Origin of the sequence: Aldersonia sp. NBC_00410 (assembly GCF_026342035.1) — a bacterium.
GTDB lineage: Bacteria > Actinomycetota > Actinomycetes > Mycobacteriales > Mycobacteriaceae > Aldersonia.
This window is the reverse complement of sequence record NZ_JAPENM010000007.1, coordinates 130,388-156,428: the sequence shown is the minus strand read 5'-3', so window position 1 is coordinate 156,428 and position 26,041 is coordinate 130,388. Positions and strand designations below refer to the sequence as shown.

Below are 26,041 nucleotides of genomic sequence, written 5' to 3'. Positions count from 1 at the left end.
CACCTTTGTTGATCGTGCGGTTGTGCCCGCGGGTCTACCCCTTCCAGCCCCGATTTTGTTACATCGGCCACGGATCGGGATCCGCATGTACGGTTTGCGGGCAGCCGACCAAACCAGGCGCATCGGCGGCGATTCCCGCGGTCAGCACGATGACCGAGAGGTCCTCGGCGGCCGCGATGTCGGCCTCGGCGAGTACACCAGCGGAGCTGAACACATGCGTCACCCACTCGTCGACGAGGACATCACCGACATCGTCCGCCGAGTCCGTCTCGGCGAACACCAGCGCTGCGCCGGCGCTCGCCGCGAGTAGAACCTCGAGCAATTGGTACCGCTCGTCCGCGAGAATTAGGTAGCTGCGCGATTCGTAGTTTATCTCGTACCGCTCGGCAGCACCGGCGAGGAAGCCGACGAGTTCGCCCTGGCTGAGTTCTCTGTCGTCGAACACGATCGCAGCGTTCTCGACGGTCAGCGGACCCGTGCGATCGCCGTAGCCGACCGGCCGCGCTTCACGCGCCGCGATCTTTTGCGCGGTGTCCTGGTCGTCGAGCACGACAGCGTTCGCCGACGCTGCCGGGGCGAACCGCGCACTGGTCACGACGACTCCCGTCGCGCCGTCCCCCGCGCGGATCGGATCGATCAGCCGCAGCGCGGCTGGATCGATTAGCCGCAGCGCGGCGCCGGTCTTCAACACCGCCCAGGTCGCCAGCGCCGCGTCCTCGGAGCGCGGCAGCGCCACCGTCACGACCCCGCCCGGCCCCGCGCCACGCCCGATCAGTTCGCGTGCGAGTTGCGAAGAACGCCCATCGAGGTCGGCATAGCTGATCTCGGTCTCGCCGCGCACCAACGCCGGCGCGCCCGGGTCCTGTCCGACAACGCTCGCCAGCACCATCGGGATCGTCCGGGTGACGCCCGATTTCTCGACGGGTGGCTCGGCCGCCGACGGCCCGGCGTTCATCGCATCCAGTTCGTCGCGGTCGACGAGTTGGATATCCCCCACCGGCAGAGCCGGATCGGCGACCATCGCCTCGAACACCCGGACCAGTCGCCGGCCGAACTCGACCATCGACACCTCGTCGAACAGGTCCGTGGCGTAGGTCAACGCACCCGCCAGCCCGCCGTCGGCGCCGTGCTCGGACACCGTGACCTGCAAATCGACCTTCGCCGTATCGACACCGGCGTCCAGCCCGGTCACTGTCAATCCCGGCAACTCGAACCGCGAGTCGACGTGGTTCTGGAACGCCAACGCCACCTGGAACAGTGGGTGCCGCGCCTGCGAGCGGGCCGGGTTGAGCACCTCCACCAACCGCTCGAACGGCACCTCCGCGTGCCCGAACGCGCCCACATCGGTCGCCCGCGCCTGCGCCAACACGTCGGCGACCGACGCGCCACCCTCGACCCGGGTCCGCAGCACCAGGGTGTTGACGAACATGCCGATCAGGTCGTCGAGTTCACGCTCACCGCGTCCCGCGATCGGGGTGCCGATCGCCACATCCTCGCCACCGGACAACCGGGCCAGCAGCACCGCCAGCGCGGCGTGCACCACCATGAACAACGTCGCATCATGCGCGCGCGCCAACTCCACCAACCGAGCGTGCAGGTCGGCATCGACCTCGAACCCGACTGTCGCACCGCGGCCCGACGCCAACGCCGGCCGCGGCCGATCCGGCGGCAAGCCCAACTCGTCCGGCAGATCGGCGAGCGCGCGTGCCCAGTAGTCGAGTTGACCGGCGATCAGCGACTCGGGGTCCTCCTCGGACCCCAAAACCTCGCGCTGCCACAACGCGAAGTCGGCGTACTGCACCGGCAAGGGGGACCAGCCCGGCACCTCGCCCCGGGTCCGCGACTCGTACGCGATCATCACATCGCGCGCCAACGGGCGCACCGAGAACCCGTCCCCGGCGATGTGATGCACCACGACCACCAACACGAACTCGTCGGTGACATCTGCGACGTCGGCGATCCGGAACAGCCGCGCCCGCACCGGCACCTCGACCGTCACATCGAACCCGCGACCCACCAATCCGGCCACCCCGGCGAGCACCTCGGCCTGCACCACCGACACCGGCACGAGATCCAGATGCGCCTCGGCAGCGGGCAGCACTCGCTGGAACCCGAGTCCGTCCACCTCCGGGTACACCGTGCGAAGGGACTCGTGCCGGCCCACCACATCGGTGACCGCGGCCTGCAATGCCGCCACATCCAACGCACCCGACAACCGGATCGCCATCGGAATGTTGTAGGCCGCCGATTCCGGATCGATGCGGTTCAGGAACCACATCCGCGACTGCGCCAACGACAACGGCACTCGCTCCGGGCGCGGACCCGCCACCAACGGCACCCGCGCCGCCCCGGTGTGCGACTCCACGGCCACCGCCAGGCGTTCCACTGTGGACGCCTCGAAGATCAGCCGCAGCGGGATCGTGGTGTCCAGCGCCGCACCCAGGCGAGACGTCACCTGCGTCGCCACCAGGCTGTTGCCACCCAGGGCGAAGAAGTCGTCATCCAACCCGACCCGCCGCGACCCATCTCCCGTCGCTTCGCTCGCCCCGATCCCGAGGACCTCGGCGAACACCCCCGCAACGGCCTCCTCGATCGGAGTCGTCGGGGCACGGAACACCGCCGCCTCGAACACCGGCTCCGGCAACGCTTTACGATCCAACTTTCCGATCGGGGTGAGTGGCACCTGCTCGATCACCACGAACGCTGTCGGCACCATATGCGCCGGCAGCCGGTTCCCAACGAACCCCGCCAATGCACCCGTATCGATCACCGCACCCGGCGCGGGCTGAACATAGGACACCAGCGCGGTCGCCCCCGATTCGAGGGTGCGCCCCAGCGTGACCGAGAACCGCACGGACTCGTGCCCGGCCAGGACCGCGTCGATCTCGCCGAGCTCGACGCGGAATCCACGGATCTTCACCTGGAAGTCGGTGCGTCCCATGAACTCGAGCTCGGCAGGAGGGGCACCCGCGGAGCGTGTCGCGGGCACCTCGCGACGCCAGCGCACCAGGTCACCGGTCCGGTACAGGCGCTGGCCCGGCTCGTACGGGTTCGCGACGAACCGTTCGGCCGTCAGGCTCGCCCGCGCCTGGTAGCCGCGTGCGAGCGCGTCACCGCATAGATACAGCTCACCCGCCGCACCGACCGGTACCGGACGCAACCGGGCATCGAGCACCAGCGCGGACATCCCCGCCACCGGGGTACCGATCGTCACCGGACCGGCAGCGTCCAACTCGGCGTAGGAGGAGATGATCGTGGTCTCGGTCGGGCCGTACCCGTTGAAGAACCGCCGCCCCGGCGCCCACCGCGCCACCAACTCCGGCGTGCACACGTCCCCACCGGTCTGCACCATCTTGAGCTCGGGCAATCCCGTCGGATCCATCGTGGCCAGCACCGCCGGGGTGATCATCGCGTGCGTCACCCGCTCCGCACCGAGCAACTCGGTCAACTCGACCCCACCGATCACTCCCGCAGGCACGATCACCAAAGTCGCACCGGTCGAGAAGGTCGCAGTCCACTCCAGCACCGACGGATCGAAACTCGGCGAGCACACATGCAGGAACCGTGAATCCGCGTCCACTCCGTACAACCCGGTCGCGTACTGCGTGAGCCCGGCCAGCCCGGCATGGGTGACCGCGACACCCTTCGGGCGCCCCGTCGAACCCGAGGTGTAAATCATGTACGCCGTGTTCGACACCCGCACGGGCGCAACCCGATCCGCATCCGTCACCCGGTTCGCGGAGAACTCCGCCAGCGCCTGGTCGGTGCCGGGTGCATCGAGCACCAGCCACTCCACCCCGCCGGGCAGACCCTGCACCTGGGCCGTACCCGTAATGCCCAGCAGTGCACCGGAATCGGCGAGCATGAACTCCACCCGATCGACCGGATAGCCCGGGTCCACCGGTACATAGGCCGCACCGGTCTTCGCGACCGCCCACACCGCCAGCACCATGCTGTAGGAGCGCGGGAGCGCCAACGCCACATAGTCTTCCGGACCCACGCCGCGACCGATCAGCAGCCGAGCCAACCGGTTCGACGACTCGTCCAGCTCCGCATACGAATACGACCGGCCCTCGAACCGCACCGCCGTCGCCCCCGGCTCCAGCGTCACGCCCGCAGTCAACAGGTTCGCCAACAACTCCGCCGGCATCGCCCCCGCGCCCGACACCCGGGTCAGCGACGCGACCTCGCCGGTATCGAGGATCTCGATATCCCCTATCGGCACAGCGGGATCGGTCACGAAGGCCTCGAACACCCGGACCAGGCGGGCCCCGAACTCGACCATCGACACCTCGTCGAACAGGTCCGTGGCGTAGGTCAGCGCGCCCGCCAACCCGCCACCGGCACCGTGCTCGAACACCGTGACCTGCAGATCGAACTTCGCGGTATCGATACCGGCGTCGAGCCCGGACACCGTCAACCCCGGCAGTTCGAACCGCGTCGCACCCAGGTTCTGGAACGCCAACGCCACCTGGAAGAGTGGGTGGCGCGCTTGGGAGCGGGCCGGGTTGAGCACCTCCACCAGCCGTTCGAACGGCACGTCCGCGTGCCCGAACGCGCCCACATCGGTGGCCCGAACCCGGCCCAGCAGGTCATCGACCGACGCTCCGGCCTCGACCGGCGTCCGCAACACCAGGGTGTTGACGAACATGCCGATCAGGTCGTCGAGCTCTCGCTCACCGCGACCCGCGATCGGCGTACCGATCGCCACATCGTCGCCACCGGACAACCGGGCCAGCAACACCGCCAGCGCGGCGTGCACCACCATGAACAGCGTCGCCTCATGCGCGCGGGCCAACTCCACCAACCCGGCATGCAGGTCGGCAGGGATTTCGAACCCGACCGTGGCACCCCGGCCCGACGCCACCGCCGGCCGCGACCGATCGAACGGCAGCCCCAGCTCGTCGGGCACACCCGCGAGTTCGGTTGCCCAGTAGTCGATCTGGCGCGCGATCAACGACTCGGGATCGTCCTCGGACCCCAACGCCTCGCGCTGCCACAACGCGAAGTCGGCGTACTGCACCGGCAACGGGGACCAGCCCGGCACCTCACCCCGGGTACGGGACTCATAAGCCAGCATCACATCGCGCGCCAACGGACCCATCGACACGCCATCGGTGGCGATGTGATGCGCGACGACGACCAGCACATGCTCGTTGCCGGCGACCGCGAACAGCGTCGCGCGGACCGCCGCCTGCCTGGTCACGTCGAACGGGCGGGTCACGAACGCCGAAATCGATTGCAGAAGGGCATCTTCGGTGACGGTCACCGCCGCGAGATCCACCCCGGCCTCGGCCACCGGCAGCACCACCTGCACCGCGACCCCGTCCACCTCGGGGTAGATGGTGCGCATCGACTCGTGCCGGCCCACCACATCGGTGACCGCAGCCTGCAGAGCATCGACGTTCAAATCGCCGGACAATCGGATCGCCATCGGCATGTTGTAGGCCGCCGATTCCGGATCCAACCGGTTCAAGAACCACATCCGTGTCTGTGCCAACGACAACGGGATATGCGTCGGGCGCGGTCCCGCCACCAATGCCACCCGCGCCGCCCCGGTGTGCGCCTGGACCGCCACCGCCAGGCGTTCCACAGTCGACGCCTCGAAGAGCACCCGCACCGGGATCGTGGTGTCCAGTGCCGCGCCCAGGCGCGACACCACCTGCGTCGCCACCAGGCTGTTGCCACCCAGGGCGAAGAAGTCGTCGTCCAACCCGGCCTGATCGATCCCGAGGACCTCGGCGAACACCCCCGCCACAGCCTGCTCGACCGGCGTGGTCGGGGCCCGGAACACCACGGCCTCGAACACCGGCGCCGGCAAAGCATTACGGTCCAGCTTGCCCGAGGGGTTGAGCGGGAACTCGTCGAGGACCAGCGCTTGGGCGGGGACCATATAGCTGGGAACCTTCGCGCGCACGGCTTGTAGTGCCATTGCCGGATCGACCGTGCCGGGTGTCAGGTAGGCCACCAGGCGATCTCCGGCGGTGGCATCGGTGTACATCAGCACGACCGCCTGCTCGACGCCGTCGGCGTCGAGTAATGCAGCCTCGATCTCACCGAGTTCGATGCGCTGACCACGCAGCTTCACCTGAAAATCGGTACGCCCCAGGTACTCCAATTCACCCGCAGGAGCGGAGCCTGCGGAGCGACCCTCGGGAATAGCCGCCCACCGGACCAGATCGCCTGTGCGGTAGAGCCGTTCACCGGCCCCGAACGGATTGGCCACGAACCGGTCGGCGGTCAACTCCGCCCGGCGGTGGTACCCGCGTGCGAGCTGCGCACCGGCCAGATACAACTCACCCGCAACACCCACCGGAACCGGGTGCAAACGCTCATCGAGCACATACACCTGTGTGTTCCACACCGGCGTCCCGATCGGCACCGTCGACGCCTCGCCCGAAGCGGCCCAGGCCGTCACCACCTCGGCTTCGGCCGGACCGTACCAGTTGTGCAACTCGGCGTCGCTGGCCTCACCGAAGCGCGCCACACTGTCGATCGGCAACGCCTCACCGGCCACGAACACCCGCCGCAGCGAAGACAACCCCGGCAGCGCCGGCATGAACGCGGCCAACATCGAGGGCACGAAATGCATCGTGGTAATCGATTCCGAGGCAATGATCTCCGCCAGGTACGCCGGATCACGATGACCGTCGGGAACCGCGACCACCAGCCGCGCACCGGTCTGCAACGTCCAGAACAACTCCCACACCGACACATCGAAGGTGAAGGGTGTCTTGAACAACACCGCATCGGTGTCATCGAGTTGATATTGATTCTGCGCCCACCACAACTGGTTCACCGTCGCCGCATGCGTCAGCGCGACACCTTTGGGGCGACCCGTCGACCCCGAGGTGTAGATCACATAGGCCGTGTTGTCCGCCCGCAGCGGCGTCACCCGATCCGCATCCGTCACCGGATCCGCGGAGTACCCGGACACTTCGAGTGCGTCCACCGCGATCACCGGCATCAGCGCCGAGGTGTCGAACCGATCGCTCGTCGTGGTCAGCACCGCCACTGGCGCAGCCGAATCCAACACGTACTCCACCCGCTGCACCGGCTGATCGGGATCGATCGGCACATAGGCGCCGCCCGCCGCGATCACCGCATGCACCGCAGTCACCATCTCGACGCTGCGCCGCATCGCGACCGCCACCACCCGCTCCGGGCCAACACCGATCGAAATTAGATACCGTGCAAGACGATTCACCCGACTCGCGAACTCGCCGTAGGTCAGCTGCGCACCATCGGACACCACCGCAACCGCATTCGGCGACACCGCCACCTGCCGATCGAACAAATCCGACAACCGCACCGACGGATCCACCGCGGCGGCCGTATCGTTCCACGACTCCACCACCCGCGACCGCTCCACACCATCGAGGATCTCCACATCACCCACCGGCGACGAGACATCCGCGACGACTCCCGTCAACACCCGGATGAGCCGGTCGGCAAGCGTCTCGATCTCGTTGGCGCTGAAGACGGCCAGGTCGTATTTGAGGTCGATGACCAGTTTCGCCGCGACGGACGCGACCAAGGTCAGTGGGTAGTGCGTTCCGTCCAGCACGTCGACGTCGGTGACCTGGAGCCCGTCGAGCGCGGAACCGGCTTCGCTCAGCGCGGCCCGGTCGACGGGGTAGGACTCGAACACGATCAGCGTGTTGAACAGCGCCGCCACACCGGCGGCCTGGTGAATGTCGGTCAGGCCGAGGTAGTGGTGTTCGAGCAGGTCGGCCTGCTCGGACTGCAGCCCCTGCAGCAACTCCGACACCGTGGCGTCCGCAGCGATGCGGACCCGGACCGGGACGGTGTTGATGAACATCCCGACCATCGACTCGACCCCGGCCACCTCGGCCGGGCGACCGGACACGGTCGCGCCGAACACCACATCGGACTGCCCGGTCATCCGGCCCAGCAGGATCGCCCACGCCGCCTGCACCATGGTGTTGACCGTGACCCCGAGCCGCCCCGCGGTCGCGGTGAGCCGCGCCGTCTCGGCTTCGCTCAGCTCGACACCAACCTTGGCGGCACCCGACGCGAGGCCCTGACGCCGTTCCGTCGGCTCGAGCAGCGTGGGTCCCTGCACCCCGTCGAGCGCGAGCGCCCAGGCGTCGAGGGAGTGTTGCCGGTTCCGCTCGGCCAGCCACACCAGGTAGTTGCGGTAGTCCCGGACTCGGGGTAGCACCGAAAGCTCACCGCTGACCGCGTAGAGCACCAGCAGGTCCCGCATCAGCAGTGGCATCGACCAGCCGTCGAGCAGGATGTGGTGCACGGTCACACCGAGCTGCCAGGCGTCGTGCCCGGTGCGGATCAGGGTGAACCGGATCAGTGGCGGACGGGTCATGTCGAACCCGTCGGCCTGGTCGGCGGCCAGCACGGTACGCGTCTGCTCGGCCCGCTCGCCCTCGGGCAGTCCGGTCACATCCAGCTCGCGCCACGGCACATCGACCCGGTCGAGCACCAGCTGCACCGCGGTCCCCGACGAGTCGGTGACGAACGCGGTCCGCAGGTTCGTGTACCGCTCGGTCAACGCCTGCGCCGCCGAACGCAACCGCTGCGCATCGACATAGCCACCCAGATGCAGCGTCGCTTGAATCGTGTACACATCGTCGGCGCGGTCGCCGTCCTCCGCGGCGGTGAGCAGCGCGTGGAACCGCAGACCCGACTGCAGCGGCGAAAGCTGCCACACATCGGTCAGGTTGGGGTAGCGCTGTTCCCAGCCGTCGATGTCGGTCTGGCCCACCGCGACGAGCGGCAGGTCCGACGGGGTCAGGCCACCGGCATTCGGCGCCGCACAATGGGCGGCCAGCCCGCGTAACGCGTCGCTCCACAGGTCCGCGAGTTCGGCCACGTCGGCGCGGTCGAGCACGCCACGCGGGAAGGTGAATCCGGCACTGAGGACTCCGGCGTCCGACACGATCGCGTTGATGTCGATCACCGAATGCACCGGAATGCTCGACTCGACCTGCGAGGACAATTCCCCCAGCGCCGGTGAGAGCCCCCACCCGATATCGGCGAGCGCGGCCGGCATCTCGGTGCCACCGGCCCGGCCGAGGTAGTTGAAGCTGACCTGGCCGTGCGGCAACGCCTCGAGGACCTCAGCGGATTCGCCACCGAGATGTCGCAGCAGCCCGTAGCCCATGCCCCGGTCGGGGATGGCGAGTAGCTGCTCCTTGACCGCTTTGATCGCCTCGCCCGCGGCCATGCCACCGGCGAAGGCGTCGGTGAGGTCGATCCCGGCCAGATCCGCGCGCACCGGGTAGGCGCTGGTGAACCAGCCGACGGTCCGCGACAGGTCGGCCCCCGGGATCAAGGTTTCTTCGCGGCCGTGGCCTTCCATCCGGACCAGCGCCGAGGAAAGGTCGATACCCCGTTTGCGTCGCCACGACACCAACGCCATCGCCAACGCCGCCAGCAACGCGTCGTTGACGCTCGCGTGGTACAGCTCGGGCAGATCCCGCAGCACCGCGTCGGTCACCTCGGCCGGGATCTCGACGCCGACCCGCTCCACGCTCGACCCGATATCGACCGCCGGATCAAGCGCCCGCGAACCCAGCATTGGATCCGCGACGTCGAGCACCGCGCGCCACATCTCGAGTTCCGCGACCCGGGCGGGCGCCACAGCCTCTTCGGCCAGGGCATGGGTCCAGCGTCGCATCGAGGTCCCCACCGGCGCCAACGCCACCGGCTGACCCGCCGTCAGTTGCGACCACGCGATCGCCATGTCCGGCACCAGAATCCGCCACGACACACCATCGACCACGAAATGATGACCCACGATGTAAAGCACACCGTGCCGGTCGGCACCGAAGTCGAACCACAGGAACCGCACCAGCTCACCGGTCTGCGGGTCCAGCTCGAGCAGCGCCGCATCGGCAGCCTTCGACGCGACCGCGTTCAGCTCGGCGTCCGCGATATCGGCCGGCACCGGGTAGTGACGGATCCAGTCCGCCACCTCGACCGACCCCACCGGACGTGCCTCGAAAACCCACTCACCCGCATCATCTCGGTGCAGCGTGGCCCGCAGCATGTCGTGCGCATCCACCACCGCAGCAATGGTTGCAGTCAACAAGTCGAGATCCATCGACGCCGGAACCTGCACCGGCACCGCCTGATTGAACGTGCGGTAATCCCCGCCACCGGCCAGGAACCCCGCCAGCACCGGCGTCAACGGGACTCGCCCGACACCAGCGCCCGGCAGCTCCGCCAGGTGCTCGGCCACCGCGGTGCCGTCGTCGAACGCCGCGACCTCGGCCAGACCGGCCACGGTCCGCTGCTCGAACACATCACGCGGGGTGAACCGGATTCCCCGGGCGCGGGCGCGGGACACGAACTGGATCGAGACGATGCTGTCGCCACCCAGGGCGAAGAACGAATCATCGACACTGACGCGCTCGACCCCGAGCACCTCGGCCATCACCGCAGCGATGGTCTCTTCCATCGGCGTGCTCGCCGCCCGGAACTCCGCGGCCTCGAACACCGGCTCCGGCAACGCCTTACGATCCAGCTTCCCGATCGGAGTGAGCGGCACCTGTTCGATCACCACGAACGCCGAAGGCACCATGTGCCCCGGCAACCGGTCCCCAACGAACCCGGCCAACACACTCGTATCGATCGCGGCGCCTGCGGCGGGCTGCACATACGAGACCAGCACCGTGGCACCCGAATCCAGCTGGCGACCCAACGTGACCGCGAACTGCACCGAATCATGGGTCGCGAGCACCGCATCGATCTCACCGAGCTCGACCCGGAAACCACGAATCTTCACCTGGAAGTCGGTGCGTCCCACGAACTCGAGTTCACCGTCGCGACGCCACCGCATCAGGTCACCGGTGCGGTACAGGCGCTGGCCCGGCTCGTACGGGTTCGCGACGAACCGGCCCGCGGTCAGACCCGCCCGCGCCTGGTAGCCGCGGGCCAGCGCATCGCCGGACAGGTATAGCTCACCCGCCGCACCCACTGGGACCGGACGTAGCCGGGCATCGAGCACCAGCGCCGACATCCCTGCGACCGGGGTGCCGATCGTCACCGGACGATCCGCAGCCAACTCGGCGTAGGAGGAGATGATCGTGGTTTCGGTCGGGCCGTACCCGTTGAAATACCGGCGCCCCGGCGCCCAGCGCGCCACCAACTCCGGCGTCGAGACGTCACCACCGACCGAGACGACCGCGAAGTCGGTCAACCCCGCCGGATCCATCGTGCCCAGCACCGCGGGGGTGATGATCGAATGCGTCACCCGCTCGGTAGCCAGCAACTCGGTCATCTCGACCCCGCCAATCACTCCCGCGGGCGCGATCACCAGGGTCGCGCCGTTCGAGAACGCCGCGGTCCATTCCAGCACCGACGGATCGAAACTCGGCGAGCACACATGCAGGAACCGCGAATCCGAGGTGACGCCGTACAACCCGGTCGCGTATGCGGTGACACCGGCCAGGCCGGCGTGGGTGACCGCGACACCCTTCGGGCGTCCCGTCGACCCCGAGGTGTAAATCATGTACGCCGTATTCGACACCCGCACCGACGCGAGCCGGTCCGCATCCGTCACCGCATCGGCGGAGAAACCGGCCAACGTCTGGTCGGTCCCGGGGGCATCCAGGACCAGCCACTGCACCCCACCGGGCAGCCCATCGACATACTCCGAGCCCGTAATACCCAACAACGCATCCGAATCCGACAGCATGTACTCGACACGATCGGCCGGATAGCCCGGGTCCACCGGCACGTACGCCGCACCGGTCTTCGCGACCGCCCACACCGCCAACACCATCGCGTAGGACCGCGGCAACGCCAACGCCACAAAGCTTTCCGGGCCCACACCGCGACCGATCAGCAAACGCGCCAACCGGTTCGACGACTCGTCCAGCTCCGCATACGAATACGACCGGCCCTCGAACCGCACCGCCACCGCATCCGGCGACGACGCCACCGACGCCGTCAACAACTCCGCGAACAACCCGGTCGGCATCGCGCCCGCACCGTGCACCCGGGTCAGCGACGCGACTTCACCACCATCGAGAATCTCGATATCCCCCACCGGCACAGCAGGATCCGTGACGAAGGATTCGAACACCCGGACCAGGCGGGCCCCGAACTCGACCATCGACACCTCGTCGAACAGGTCCGTTGCGTAGGTCAACACACCCGTCAACCCGCCGCCGGCACCGCGCTCGGACACCGTGACCTGCAGATCGAACTTCGCTATGTCCTCCCCGGCCCCCATACCGGTCACGGTCAACCCCGGCAGCTCGAACCGTGATTCGACGTGGTTCTGGAACGAGAGCGCCACCTGGAACAGTGGGTGCCGCGCTTGGGAGCGGGTCGGGTTGAGCACCTCCACCAGTCGCTCGAACGGCACATCCGCATGCCCGAACGCGCCGAGGTCGGTTTCCCGCACGCCCGCGAGCAGATCCGCGAACGACTCGCCACCGTCCACACCCGTGCGCAGCACCAGGGTGTTGACGAACATGCCGATCAGGTCGTCGAGTTCACGCTCACCACGACCCGCGATCGGGGTACCGATCGCGATGTCATCGGTCCCGGACACGCGTGCGAGCAGCACCGCCAACGCGGCGTGCACGACCATGAACAGCGTCGCATCGTGCGCGCGGGCCAACTCCACCAACCGAGCGTGCAGCTCGGCCGGGATATCGAACCCAACCGTGGCACCACGGTTCGACGCCACCGCCGGCCGCGGCCGATCCGTCGGCAGCCCGAGCTCGTCGGGCACGCCGGCGAGTTGGATTGCCCAGTAGTCGATCTGGCGCGCGATCAATGACCCGGGATCGTCCTCGGACCCCAACGCCTCGCGCTGCCACAACGCGAAGTCGGCGTACTGCACCGGCAACGGGGACCAGCCCGGCAGCTCACCTCGGGTGCGGGACCCGTAAGCCATCATCACATCGCGCGCCAACGGACCCACCGAGAAACCATCGGTGGCGATGTGATGTACGACGAGCACCAACACGAACTCATCGGCTACATCTGTGCCATCGGTGACGTCTGCGACGTCGGTGACCTCGGTGACCCGGAACAGTCTCGCCCGCACCGGCACCCGCTCGGTCAGATCGGCGAACCCGCGACCCACGAACCCGGCCACCTCGGCGAACACCTCGGGCTCGCGTACCGACATCTCGCCAAGCACCAAGCCGGCCTGCGCCACCGACAGCACCTGCTGGAACCCGATCCCGTCGACCTCGGGGTAGATGGTGCGCAGCGACTCGTGCCGGCCCACCACATCCCGCACCGCGGCCTGCAGGGCATCGACGTTCAACTCGCCCGACAGCCGGATCGCCATCGGAATGTTGTAGGCCGCCGACTCCGGATCCAACCGGTTCAGGAACCACATCCGCGACTGCGCCAACGACAACGGAATCCGCTCCGGCCGCGGACCCGCCACCAACGCCACTCGGCCCGCACCCGCATGCGATTCCACCGCCACCGCCAGGCGTTCCACTGTGGACGCCTCGAAGATCACCCGCACCGGGATCGTGGTGTCCAATGCGGCACCCAGGCGAGACGTCACCTGGGTCGCCACCAGGCTGTTGCCGCCCAGGGCGAAGAAGTCGTCGTCCAGACCCACCTGATCGATCCCGAGGATCTCGGCGAACACCCCCGCCACGGCCTGCTCGATAGGTGTCGTCGGTGCGCGGAACACTGCGGCCTCGAACACCGGCTCCGGCAACGCCTTACGGTCCAGTTTCCCGATCGGGGTGAGCGGCACTTCATCGATCACCACGAATGCCGACGGAACCATATGCCCTGGCAACCGCTCCCCGACGAATTCCGCCAACACGGCCGTGTCGATCACGGTGCCCGGCTCGGGCTGAACATAGGACACGAGCACCGGTGCACCGGAATCGAGCGTGCGCCCCAACGTGACCGCGAACCGCACCGATTCGTGCGCCGCCAGCGCCGCGTCGATCTCACCCAGCTCGACCCGGAAACCACGGATCTTCACCTGGAAGTCGCTGCGACCCACGAACTCCAACGCGCCATCACGACGCCACCGCACCAGATCACCAGTGCGGTACATCAATTCACCGTCCGCAGCGTATGGGCTCGCGACGAACCGGCCCGCGGTGAGACCCGACCGATCGTGGTACCCCCGCGCCAGCGCGTCACCACACACGTACAGCTCACCAGCCACACCGACCGGCACCAGACGCAACCGGGCATCGAGGACCAGGGCCGACGTCCCCGCGATCGGGGCGCCGATCGTGCTCGGGCCACCCGGCTCCAACCGCCCGATCGACGCCATCACCGTCGACTCGGTCGGGCCGTAGAAATTGAAAAACGCCCGACCCGACGCCCAGGTGTCCACCGCGGCCGCGGGCACCACGTCGCCACCACTCGAGATCACCTCGAGCGAATCCAGGCCCGATGGATCCATCGTGCCCAGCACCGCCGGGGTGATGAACATGTGCGTCACCCGCTCGGTGGCCAGCAGCTCGGTCAACTCGACCCCACCGAGCACCCGCGGCGGCACGATCACCAGGCAGGCCCCACGCGAGAACGCCGCGGTCCACTCCAGCACCGAAGCATCGAAACTCGGCGAGGCCGCATGTAGGAAACGTCCCGGCCCCGCCCCGTAGACCTCGCGGAACGACCGAACCAGTCCGCTGAGCCCGGCATGGGTGACGGCGACACCCTTCGGGCGCCCCGTCGAACCCGAGGTGTAGATGAAATAGGCCGTGTTACCCGGGCGGATCGGCGCGACCGGGACCGGCCGGGCCGCTGCGTACCCGGCCAACATCTGGTCGGTGTCCGATGCGTCGAGGACCAGCCACTCCACCGCGCCGGGCAGACCCTGCACATGTGCCGCACCGGTGATACCGAGCAGCGCACCGGAATCGGTGAGCATGAACGCCACTCGGTCGACCGGATAGCCCGGGTCCACCGGCATGTACGCCGCACCGGTCTTGGCGACCGCCCACACGGCCAGCACCATGTCGTAGGAGCGCGGCAACGCCAGCGCCACAGTGTCTTCCGGGCCGATACCGCGCCCGATCAGCAGTCGCGCCAACCGGTTCGACGACTCGTCCAGCTCCGCATACGTGTAGGAGCGGCCCTCGAACCGCACCGCCACCGCCCCCGGATCCCGCGTCACGGTCGTGGTCAGAATGTCTGTCCACAGCTCCACCGGCAACGCCTCCGCACCCGACACCCGGGTCAGCGACGCGACTTCACGGCCGTCGAGGATCTCGATATCCCCCACCGGCACAGCGGGATCGGTCACGAAGGCTTCGAACACCCGGACCAGGCGGGCCCCGAACTCGACCATCGACACCTCGTCGAACAGGTCCGTGGCGTAGGTCAACGCGCCCGCCAACCCGCCACCGGCACCGTGCTCGAACACCGTGACCTGCAGATCGAACTTCGCGGTATCGATACCGGCGTCGAGTCCGGTCACTGTCAACCCCGGCAACTCGAAGCGCGAGTCGACGTGATTCTGGAATGCCAACGCCACCTGGAACAGTGGGTGGCGCGCTTGGGAGCGGGCCGGGTTGAGCACCTCCACCAATCGCTCGAACGGCACGTCCGCATGCCCGAACGCGCCCACATCGGTGGCCCGCACTTGCTCCAGCAGGTCATCGACCGAGGCCCCGGCCTCGACCGGCGTGCGCAATACCAGGGTGTTGACGAACATGCCGATCAGGTCGTCGAGTTCACGCTCACCACGACCCGCGATCGGGGTACCGATCGCGATGTCATCGGTCCCGGACACGCGTGCGAGCAGCACCGCCAACGCGGCATGCACGACCATGAACAGCGTCGCATCGTGCGCGCGGGCCAACTCCACCAACCGAGCGTGCAGCTCGGCGTCGATCTCGAACCCGACCGTGGCACCACGGTTCGACGCCACCGCCGGCCGCGGCCGATCGAACGGCAGCCCCAGCTCGTCGGGAACACCCGCGAGTTGGGTTGCCCAGTAGGCGATCTGGCGCGCGATCAACGACCCGGGATTGTCCTCGGACCCCAACGCCTCGCGCTGCCACAACGCGAAGTCGGCGTACTGGATCGGCAACGGGGACCAGCCCGGCATCTCGCCCCGGGAACGGGACTCGTAAGCCAGCACCACATCGCGCGTCAACGGACCCACCGACACGCCGTCCCCGGCGATGTGATGTACGACGAGCACCAACACGAACTCATCGGCCACATCTGTGCCATCGATGCCATCTGTGACGTCGGTGACCCGGAACAACCGCGCCCGCACCGGCACCTCGACCGTCACATCGAACCCGCGACCTACAAACCCGGACAACTCGGTGAGCACCTCGGACTCGCGCACCGGCGTCTCGACCAGCTCCACCCCGGCCTGCGCCGCCGACAGCACCTGCTGGAACCCGAGCCCGTCGACCTCGGGGTAGATGGTGCGCAGCGACTCGTGCCGGCCCACTACATCGGCCACCGCCAGTTGCAGTGCAGCAACGTCGAGTTCACCTGAGAGTCGGATCGCCATCGGCATGTTGTAGGCCGCCGACTCCGGATCCAACCGGTTCAGGAACCACATCCGTGTCTGCGCCAACGACAACGGGATACGCTCCGGCCGCGGACCCGCCATCAACGCGACCCGCCCCGCACCCGCATGCGATTCCACCGCCACCGCGAGATGTTCCACCGTCGACGCCTCGAAGATCACTCGCACCGGCACCGTGGTGTCCAATGCAGCACCCAGGCGAGAAACCACCTGCGTCGCCACCAAGCTGTTGCCGCCCAGGGCGAAGAAGTCGTCGTCCAACCCGACCTGATGGATCCCGAGGACCTCGGCGAACACCCCCGCCACAACCTGCTCCACCGGCGTGGTCGGGGCGCGGAACACCGCCGCCTCGAACACCGGTTCGGGCAACGCCTTACGATCCAGCTTGCCCGACACGTTCAACGGGAGCGCCGCGAGCACCATCACCGATTCGGGAACCATGTACGTGGGCAGCAGTACCTTGACCGCCGCGCGCAACGCGTCCACATCGACATCGGTCCCCGCCACGCTCGGCACGACGTAGGCCACCAGCCGGTCACCCAGGTCGTCGGCCCGCACGAGCACGACGGCCTGACCCACCTGGTCCTGCGCCAGCAGCGCGGTCTCGATCTCACCGAGCTCGATGCGCTGGCCACGAATCTTCACCTGGAAGTCGGTGCGTCCCACATAGTCCAGCGCGCCATCACGGCGCCACCGCACCAGGTCACCCGTGCGGTACAGGCGCTGGCCCGGCTCGTACGGGTTCGCGACGAACCGTTCCGCGGTCAGACCCGCCCGCGCCTGGTAGCCGCGGGCCAGCGCGTCACCGGACAGGTACAGCTCACCCGCCGCACCCACCGGGACCGGACGCAGCCGGGCATCGAGCACCAGCGCCGACATCCCCGCCACCGGGGTACCGATCGTCACCGGACGATCCGCCTCGAGTTCGGCGTAGGAGGAGATGATCGTGGTTTCGGTCGGGCCGTACCCGTTGAAATACCGGCGCCCCGGCGCCCAGCGCGCCACCAACTCCGGCGTCGAGACGTCACCACCGACCGAGACGACCGCGAAGTCGGTCAACCCCGCCGGATCCATCGTGCCCAGCACCGCGGGGGTGATGATCGAATGCGTCACCCGCTCGGTAGCCAGCAACTCGGTCATCTCGACCCCGCCAATCACTCCCGCGGGCGCGATCACCAGGGTCGCGCCGTTCGAGAACGCCGCGGTCCATTCCAGCACCGACGGATCGAAACTCGGCGAGCACACATGCAGGAACCGCGAATCCGAGGTGACGCCGTACAACCCGGTCGCGTATGCGGTGACACCGGCCAGGCCGGCGTGGGTGACCGCGACACCCTTCGGGCGTCCCGTCGACCCCGAGGTGTAAATCATGTACGCGGTGTTGCCCGGACGAACCGGCGCCACCGGCACCGGCCGGGTCGCCTCGTGCTCGGCCAGCATCTGGTCGGTATCGGGTGTATCGAGGACCAGCCACGGCACTCTGCCGGGCAGGCCCTCCGCATGAGATGAGCCCGTAATACCCAGCAGCGCATCGGAATCCGACAGCAGGTACTCGATCCGATCGACCGGATAGCCCGGGTCCACCGGCACGTACGCTGCGCCGGCCTTGGCGACCGCCCACACCGCCAACACCATCGCGTAGGACCGCGGCAACGCCAACGCCACGATGTCTTCCGGGCCCACACCGCGACCGATCAGCAGACGCGCCAACCGGTTCGACGACTCGTCCAGCTCGGCATACGAATACGACCGGCCTTCGAACCGCACCGCCACCGCATCGGGCGACGACGCCACCGACGCCGTCAACAGCTCCGCGAACAACCCGGTCGGCATCGCGCCCGCGCCGTGCACCCGGGTCAGCGACGCGACTTCACCACCGTCGAGAATCTCGATATCCCCCACCGGCAACGCAGGATCGACCGCGAAGGCTTCGAACACCCGGACCAGGCGCCGACCGAAATCGACCATCGACACCTCGTCGAACAGGTCCGTGGCGTAGGTCAACGCACCCGCCAACCCGCCACCGGCACGGTGCTCGAACAACGTGACCTGCAGATCGAACTTCGCGGTATCGATACCGGCGTCGAGCTCGGACACGGTCAACCCTGGGAACTCGATCCGTGAGCCCGCCTGGTTCTGGAACGCCAACGCCACCTGGAACAGTGGGTGCCGCGCTTGGGAGCGGGCCGGGTTGAGCACCTCCACCAACCGCTCGAACGGCACATCCGCATGCCCGAACGCGCCCACATCCGTCTCGCGGACCTGAGCCAACAATTCCGTGAACGACTGACCACCGTCGACGGCGGTGCGCAGCACCAGGGTGTTGACGAACATGCCGATCAGGTCGTCGAGTTCACGCTCACCACGACCCGCGATCGGGGTACCGATCGCGATGTCATCGGTCCCCGACACGCGTGCGAGCAGCACCGCCAACGCGGCATGCGCGACCATGAACAGCGTCGCATCATGCGACCGCGCCAACTCCACCAACCCGGCGTGCAGCTGAGCCGGCACCTCGAATTCGACCGTGGCACCACGGTTCGACGCGACCGCGGGCCGCGGCCGATCCATCGGCAACCCCAGCTCGTCCGGGAGTCCCGCGAGTTGAGTTGCCCAGTAGTTGATCTGACGCGCTATCAGGGACTCGGGATCGTCTTCGGACCCCAACGCCTTGCGCTGCCACAACGCGAAATCCGGGTACTGAACCGGCAACGGCAACCAGCCCGGGACTTCGCTCCGTGTACGGGACTCATACGCAACCATCACATCCCGCGACAACGGCCCCATCGACACGCCGTCGGCGGCGATGTGATGCGCGGCGACAACGAGCACGTGTTCGCCGGCGGCCACCGCGAACAGCCTCGCCCGTACCGGCGCCTCGCGGGTCACGTCGAACGGGCGGGACATGAACCTCGAAATTGAGTGCAGCAGTGCGTTTTCGGTCAAGCTGACCGGTGTGAGATCCACGTCGGCCTCGGCTGCCGGCAGCACCACTTGCACCGCGACCCCGTCGACCTCGGGGTAATTGATGCGCAGCGACTCGTGCCGACCCACCACATCGATGACCGCCAGTTGCAGTGCAGCAATATCGAGTTCGCCCGAGAGTCGGATGGCCATCGGCATGTTGTAGGCCGCCGACTCCGAATCCAACCGGTTCAAAAACCACATCCGCGACTGCGCCAACGACAACGGGATACGCGTCGGGCGCTCGCGCGCCACCAACGCCACCCGTGCCTGGCCGGTATGCGCCTGGACCGCCGCCGCCAGGCGTGCCACCACGGGCGCCTCGAAGATCACGCGCAGGGGAATCGTGGTGTCCAGTGCCGCACCCAGGCGCGCGATCACCTGTGTTGCAACCAGCGAGTTGCCACCCAGGGCGAAGAAGTCATCGTCCAGACCGACCCGCTCGATCCCGAGGGCTTCGGCGAACACCCCCGCGACGGCTTGCTCGATCGGGGTGGTCGGGGCACGGAACACCGCTACCTCGAACACCGGTGCCGGCAACGCCTTACGGTCCAGCTTGCCCGACGGGTTCAGCGGGAACGAATCCAGGATCATGATCTGCTCGGGCACCATGTACGACGGCACCCGCGCCCCGACGAACCGGCGCAGCTGCTCCGCATCGGTCGCCGCGTCGGCGACGACGTAGCCGACCAGGCGGTCGGTGATGCCGTCGTTGTGCACGACCACGACCGACTGGGTTACGCCGTCGAAGGTGAGCAGTGCCGTCTCGATCTCGCCGAGTTCGATCCGCAGACCACGCAGCTTCACCTGGAAATCGGTACGACCGAGATACTCGATTTCACCCGACCCGGTCCAGCGGACCAGGTCGCCGGTGCGGTACATCCGCTCGCCGGCCCGGCCGTACGGGTTGGTGACGAACCGATCCGCCGTCAGATCCGCCCGACCCAGATAGCCACGTGCCAACTGCACACCCGCCAGATACAACTCACCCGGCACCCCGACCGGCACCGGCCGCAACCGCGCATCGAGCACGAACACCTCGGTGTTGAACACCGGCGCACCGATCGGCACCGTGACGGTGTCCGCATCGGTGACTTCGTGGAACGTCACGTCGACCGCGGCCTCGGTCGGACCGTACAAGTTGTGCAACCCCGTGCTCGGCACCACCGTGCGCAACCGCTGCGCCACATCACCGGTCAACGCCTCACCCGAAGCGAACACCCGCGTCACCGACGGGCACGACCCCGCCGTCACCGCACCAACGAACGCCGCCATCATCGACGGCACGAAATGCAGCGTCGTCACCGACTCGCGCTCGATCAGTCCCGCGAGGTAGGCCGGGTCGCGGTGCCCCTCCGGCGCCGCCACCACCAGACGCGCACCCACACCCAAGGCCCAGAACAACTCCCACACCGACACATCGAAGGTGACCGGCGTCTTCCACAACACCACATCCGACTCGTCCAACCGGTAAGCGGACTGCATCCACTCCAGGCGGTTCACGATCGCGGCGTGCGTCACCGCGACACCCTTCGGGCGACCCGTCGACCCCGACGTGTAAATCACATACGCCGTGTTACCCGCACGCAGCGGCGCCGTGCGTTCGGCATCGCCGATCGGCGCATCCGAGTACCCGCTCAGGTCGAGCGAGTCGACGAACAATGCAGGCCGATCACCCAGGTCCAGGTCGTCGCCGGTCGTCGACAGAATCGCCACCGGATCAGCGGAATCGAGCACATAGGCGATCCGGTCGGCCGGATGGTCCGGGTCGACCGGCACATACGCCGCGCCCGCGGCCACCACCGCGTGAATCGCGAGCAGGAGATCCACACCCCGGCCCATCGCCGTCGCGACCCGCGACTCCGGCCCCACACCAAGCGAAATCAAATGCCGCGCCAACCGGTTGACCCGCGCGGAAAGCTCGCCGTAGGTGAGCGACTCACCCTCGAACACCACCGCAACGGCATCTGGGGTGGCTCCAGCGGCCTGCTCGAAACCATCACGCAGCAACCCCGACACAACCGGTACCGCCGTGTCGTTCCATTTCTGCAGGATCTGTGACCGCTCGGCGGTATCGAGCAACGCCACATCCCCGACCGGCACACTCGGATCGGCCACCACCGCGCCGAGCACCCGGACCAGGCGCTCCGCGATGGTCGCTACGGTAGCTTCGTCGAAAAGATCACGGGCAAAAGAGATCTCACCCGACATTCCCGCGTGCTCGGACGATCCAGCCTCGCTCTCGGCGAGGCTGAACTGCAAGTCGAACTTCGCCGACTCGATACCGGTGTCGATCCCCGACACCGACAGCCCGGGCAGCTCGAACGCCGCGCTGGCGAAGTTTTGGAACGAGAGCAGCACCTGGAACAGTGGGTGCCGTGCCTGCGAGCGGGCCGGGTTGAGCACCTCCACCAAACGTTCGAACGGCACATCGGCATGTCCGAACGCACCCAGGTCCGTTTCCCGCACCCGCGCAAGCAGATCCGTAAACGACTCGGCACCGTCGATATCGGTCCGCAACACCAGGGTGTTGACGAACATGCCGATCAGGTCGTCGAGCTCTCGCTCACCGCGACCCGCGATCGGGGTGCCGACCGCGATATCGTCGCCACTGGACAACCGGGCCAGCAGCACCGCCAGCGCGGCGTGCACCACCATGAACAGGGTCGCCTCGTGCGTGCGGGCCAACTCCACCAACCCGGCGTGCAGTTCGGCAGGCACCTCGAACGGCACCCGCCCACCCCGATACGACGCCACCGCCGGCCGCGGCCGGTCCAACGGCAACCCCAGCTCGTCCGGCAGATCCGCGAGTTGGGTTGCCCAGTAGTCGATCTGGCACGCAATCAGCGACTCGGGATCGTCCTCGGACCCCAGCACCTCGCGCTGCCACAACGCGAAATCCGGGTACTGCACCGGCAACGGGGACCAGCCCGGGACCTCGCCCCGGGAACGGGACTCGTAGGCCAGCATCACATCGCGCACGAACGGGCGCATCGACACACCATCGGCGGTGATGTGGTGCGCGGCGACGACCAGGACATGCTCGTTTGCGGCGACCGCGAACAGCGTTGCCCGAACCGCCACCTGCACGGTCACGTCGAACGGCCGGGAAACGAACATCGAAATCGATTGCAGAAGGTCGTCCTCGGTCACGGCCACCGGTGCGAGATCCAGCGCGACGTCCCGCGCCGGCAGCACCACCTGCACCGCAACCCCGTCCACCTCGGGGTAGATGGTGCGTAGTGACTCGTGCCGGCCCACCACATCGTTGATCGCAGCCTGCAGCGCTTCGACGTTCAAATCGCCGGTCAGCCGGATCGCCATCGGCATGCTGTAGGCCAGCGACCCCGGATCCAACCGGTTCAAAAACCACATCCGCGACTGCGCCAACGACAACGGCACCCGCTCCGGGCGCAGACCCGCCACCAACGCGACCCGCGCATCGCCCGTATGCGACTCCACGACCGCCGCGAGGCGTTCCACTGTCGACGCCTCGAAGATCACCCGTAGCGGGATCGTGGTGTTCAACGCAGCACCCAAGCGCGACAGGACCTGTGTCGCCACCAGGCTGTTGCCACCCAGGGCGAAGAAATCATCGTCCAGACCGACCTGCTGCGACCCATCTCCCGTCGCTTCGCTCGCCCCGATCCCGAGGACCTCGGCGAACACCCCCGCCACGGCCCGCTCGACGGGCGTGGTCGGGGCCCGGAACGCTGCCGCCTCGAACACCGGCACCGGCAACGCCCTGCGGTCCAGCTTGCCCGAGGGGTTGAGCGGGAACTCGTCGAGGACCAGCGCTTGGGCGGGCACCATGTAGGCGGGAACCTTCGCGCGCACGGCTTGCAGTGCCGCTGCCGAATCGACCGAGCCGGGTGTCAGATACGCCACCAGGCGATCTCCGGCGGTGTCATCGGAGTGCAGCAGCACCACCGCATGCTCGACGCCGGCGGCGTCGAGCAGCGCAGCCTCGATCTCGCCGAGCTCGATCCGTTGACCCCGCAGCTTCACCTGAGAATCGCTGCGGCCCAGGTAGACCAGTTCGGGGTACTCGGCACTGGTCCAGCGCACCAGGTCACCAGTGCGGTAGAGCCGTTCGCCCGGCGCGTGCGGGTTGGGCACGAACCGGGCGGCGGTCAGGTCGGGGCGGCGATGGTAGCCGCGGGCAAGGGCGGGGCCCGCGATATACAACTCGCCGGTGATCCCGGGCGGGACCGGCCGCAGTCGCGAGTCGAGTACCAGGGCCGATATTCCGGGCAGCAGCCCACCCAGGCTGATCGTCGTCGGGTCGGTCAGCGGGGCGGTGAGGGTCGTGACGATGGTGGTTTCGGTGGGGCCGTAGCTGTTGTGGAACCGCGCTCGGGAACCGAAGCGGGCGACCAGATCGGGCGGGCACACATCCCCACCAACGACCACCGACTCGAGGTCGGGCAGGTCCGCATCCACGGTGGTGAGCACCGCTGGGGCGGTGACAATGTGGGTCACGGCCCGATCGCGCAGCAGCGCGGTCAGCTGCTCGCCACCGTAGATGTCGGGGTCCGCGACGATCAACGTCGCGCCGGCGGAGAAGGCGAGGATCATCTCGAAGACCGAGGCGTCGAAGCTGGCCGAGGAGAACCGCAGCACCCGCGATCCGGTGGTGGTGTGCAGTTCGGGGCGGGCGGCGGCGGTGAAGTTCCCGAGCCCGGTGTGGGTGACCGGCACACCCTTGGGCTGCCCGGTCGAACCGGACGTGTAGATGACATACGCCGGGTGCTCCGGGCGCAGCGGCAGCAGGCGATCCGCATCGGTGATCGGCGCGGACGAGCGGTCGGGCAGGTCCATCGAGTCGAGGCACAACCAGGTGGTGGCCGTGTCGGGCAGCGTGCCCGCGACGGCGCTGGTGGTGAGCCCGAGGACGGCACCGGAGTCGGTGAGCATGTGAGTGATCCGCTCACCGGGGTGATTGGGATCCACCGGTACGAACGCCGCGCCGGTCTTCGCGACAGCCCACACGGCGGCGATCGCGTCGACGCCACGCGGGAACGCGACGGCGACGAACACTTCCGGAGCCGCACCGCGCTCGATCAGCACTCGCGCCAGCCGGTTCGACCGCGCGTCCAACTCCCGATATGTAACCGACCGCGAGTCACACACCAGGGCGGTGCCATCCGGATTCGCCGCGACCCCGGCCGCGAGGATCTCGCCCAGTGTCACGATCGGCGGTGCGTCGCCACCGGAGGCGGGGACCAGCGCCGCGCGCTCTTCCGGCGCGAGCACGTCCACGCCATCAACCGCGGCGTCGGGATCGGCAGCGAGCAGCGCGTCGATCACGGCGAGGAAACGGTCGTAGTGTGCGCGCAGCTCGGACTCGGTGTAGCGGTTGGGGTTTGCTTCGAAATCGACCCGCGATCTGCCGTCCTCGCTCGGGTAGATGTTGACCGACAGATCCTCGACCGGACCGGTGGACAGCACGTTGAACCGGCCCGCGTACTCGCCGAGAACGACGTCGGACGGGAAGTTCATGATGTTGATGGCCGGTCCGTAGAACCCGCGCGCGGATCCGCTGCCGATATCCCGGCGCAAATCCTCCGCGCGGTAACGCTGATGACGCAGCGCACCGGTCAGTTCGAGCTGGGCGGCAGTGACCAGATCGCGCAGCGACGTCGTCGGCGTGACCGAAAATCGGAGCGGGACGACGTTGGACATCATGCCGCCGGAGCGGCGCAGCACCGCGCTCGTGCGGGCCGAGACCGGCAGGCTGAGGACCAGATCGGCGGTGTCGGTGAGCCGGGCGAGGAACGCGGTGAGCGCGGCGATCGTGATCGCGGTGTCGGCGGTATCGAGCGCTGCCGCGGCGTCGCGCAACGCCGCCGACACGCTATCGGGCAGCAGGCCGCCGACGACCCGGGACCGGCTGTCCATGGTGCCGGCACGCACCGCGAGGGTGCCGGGTGCGGGGAGATCCGCGACCTTCGCCAGCCAGTACGCGCGGTCCTTCTCGGCGCGAGTCGAGGCGCGGTACTCGTCCTCGGTGGCGTTGATGGCGGTCAGCTCGGCAATCCGGGCCTGCGCGGGATCTTCGTCGCGAATCGCGGCGGTGTAGCGCTCCGCGCTGCGGCTCAGCAGTTGGATCGCGCCGAACCCGTCGAGTGCGATGTGGTGGGCGCAGGAGTACCAGTAGTAGTGCTCGTCGCCGAGGCGCAGCACCGCGATGTTGATCAGCCGGTCGTTGAGCAGGTCGCGCGGGGCGGTGTAGTCGGCGAGCATCCACTCGCGCGCGGCGGTGGCCGGGTCCGGCGCGTCGCGCAGGTCGACCCGCGTGACGGCGTTGTCGAGGGCCGGGTCGACCACTTGGTGCGGCTCGCCGTCGATGTCCACCAGGCGGAGGATGGCGCTGCCGTATTCGCGGGCGGCATCCGAGCAGGCCCGGTCGAGCAGTTCGATGTCGAGCGGACCGCGGATCTCGATGTAGTTCGCGATGACGATCGGCGTTTCCGGCGCCAGATGCTGGGCGAACCAGATGCCGCGCTGCGCGGCGGTCAGCGGAAACGGTGGCGATGACCGATGGTGACCTTCGCGGCCCACATGGGTGAACCGGGTGGGGAGAGTATCAGTCAT

At 68.0% G+C, this 26,041-nt stretch carries 1 protein-coding gene; it reads right to left on the bottom strand.

What is annotated here, in order from left to right:
• Positions 1-58: 58 nt before the first annotated feature.
• Positions 59-26,041: a non-ribosomal peptide synthase/polyketide synthase gene (locus OG921_RS17400; protein ID WP_266113747.1), complete on the bottom strand. Its 25,983-nt coding sequence runs from the start codon at positions 26,039-26,041 to the stop codon at positions 59-61.

Coding starts and splice junctions, on each gene's coding strand:
- OG921_RS17400 (WP_266113747.1), bottom strand. CDS start 26,041: ATGACTGATACTCTCCCCACCCGGTTCACCCATGTGGGCCGCGAAGGT.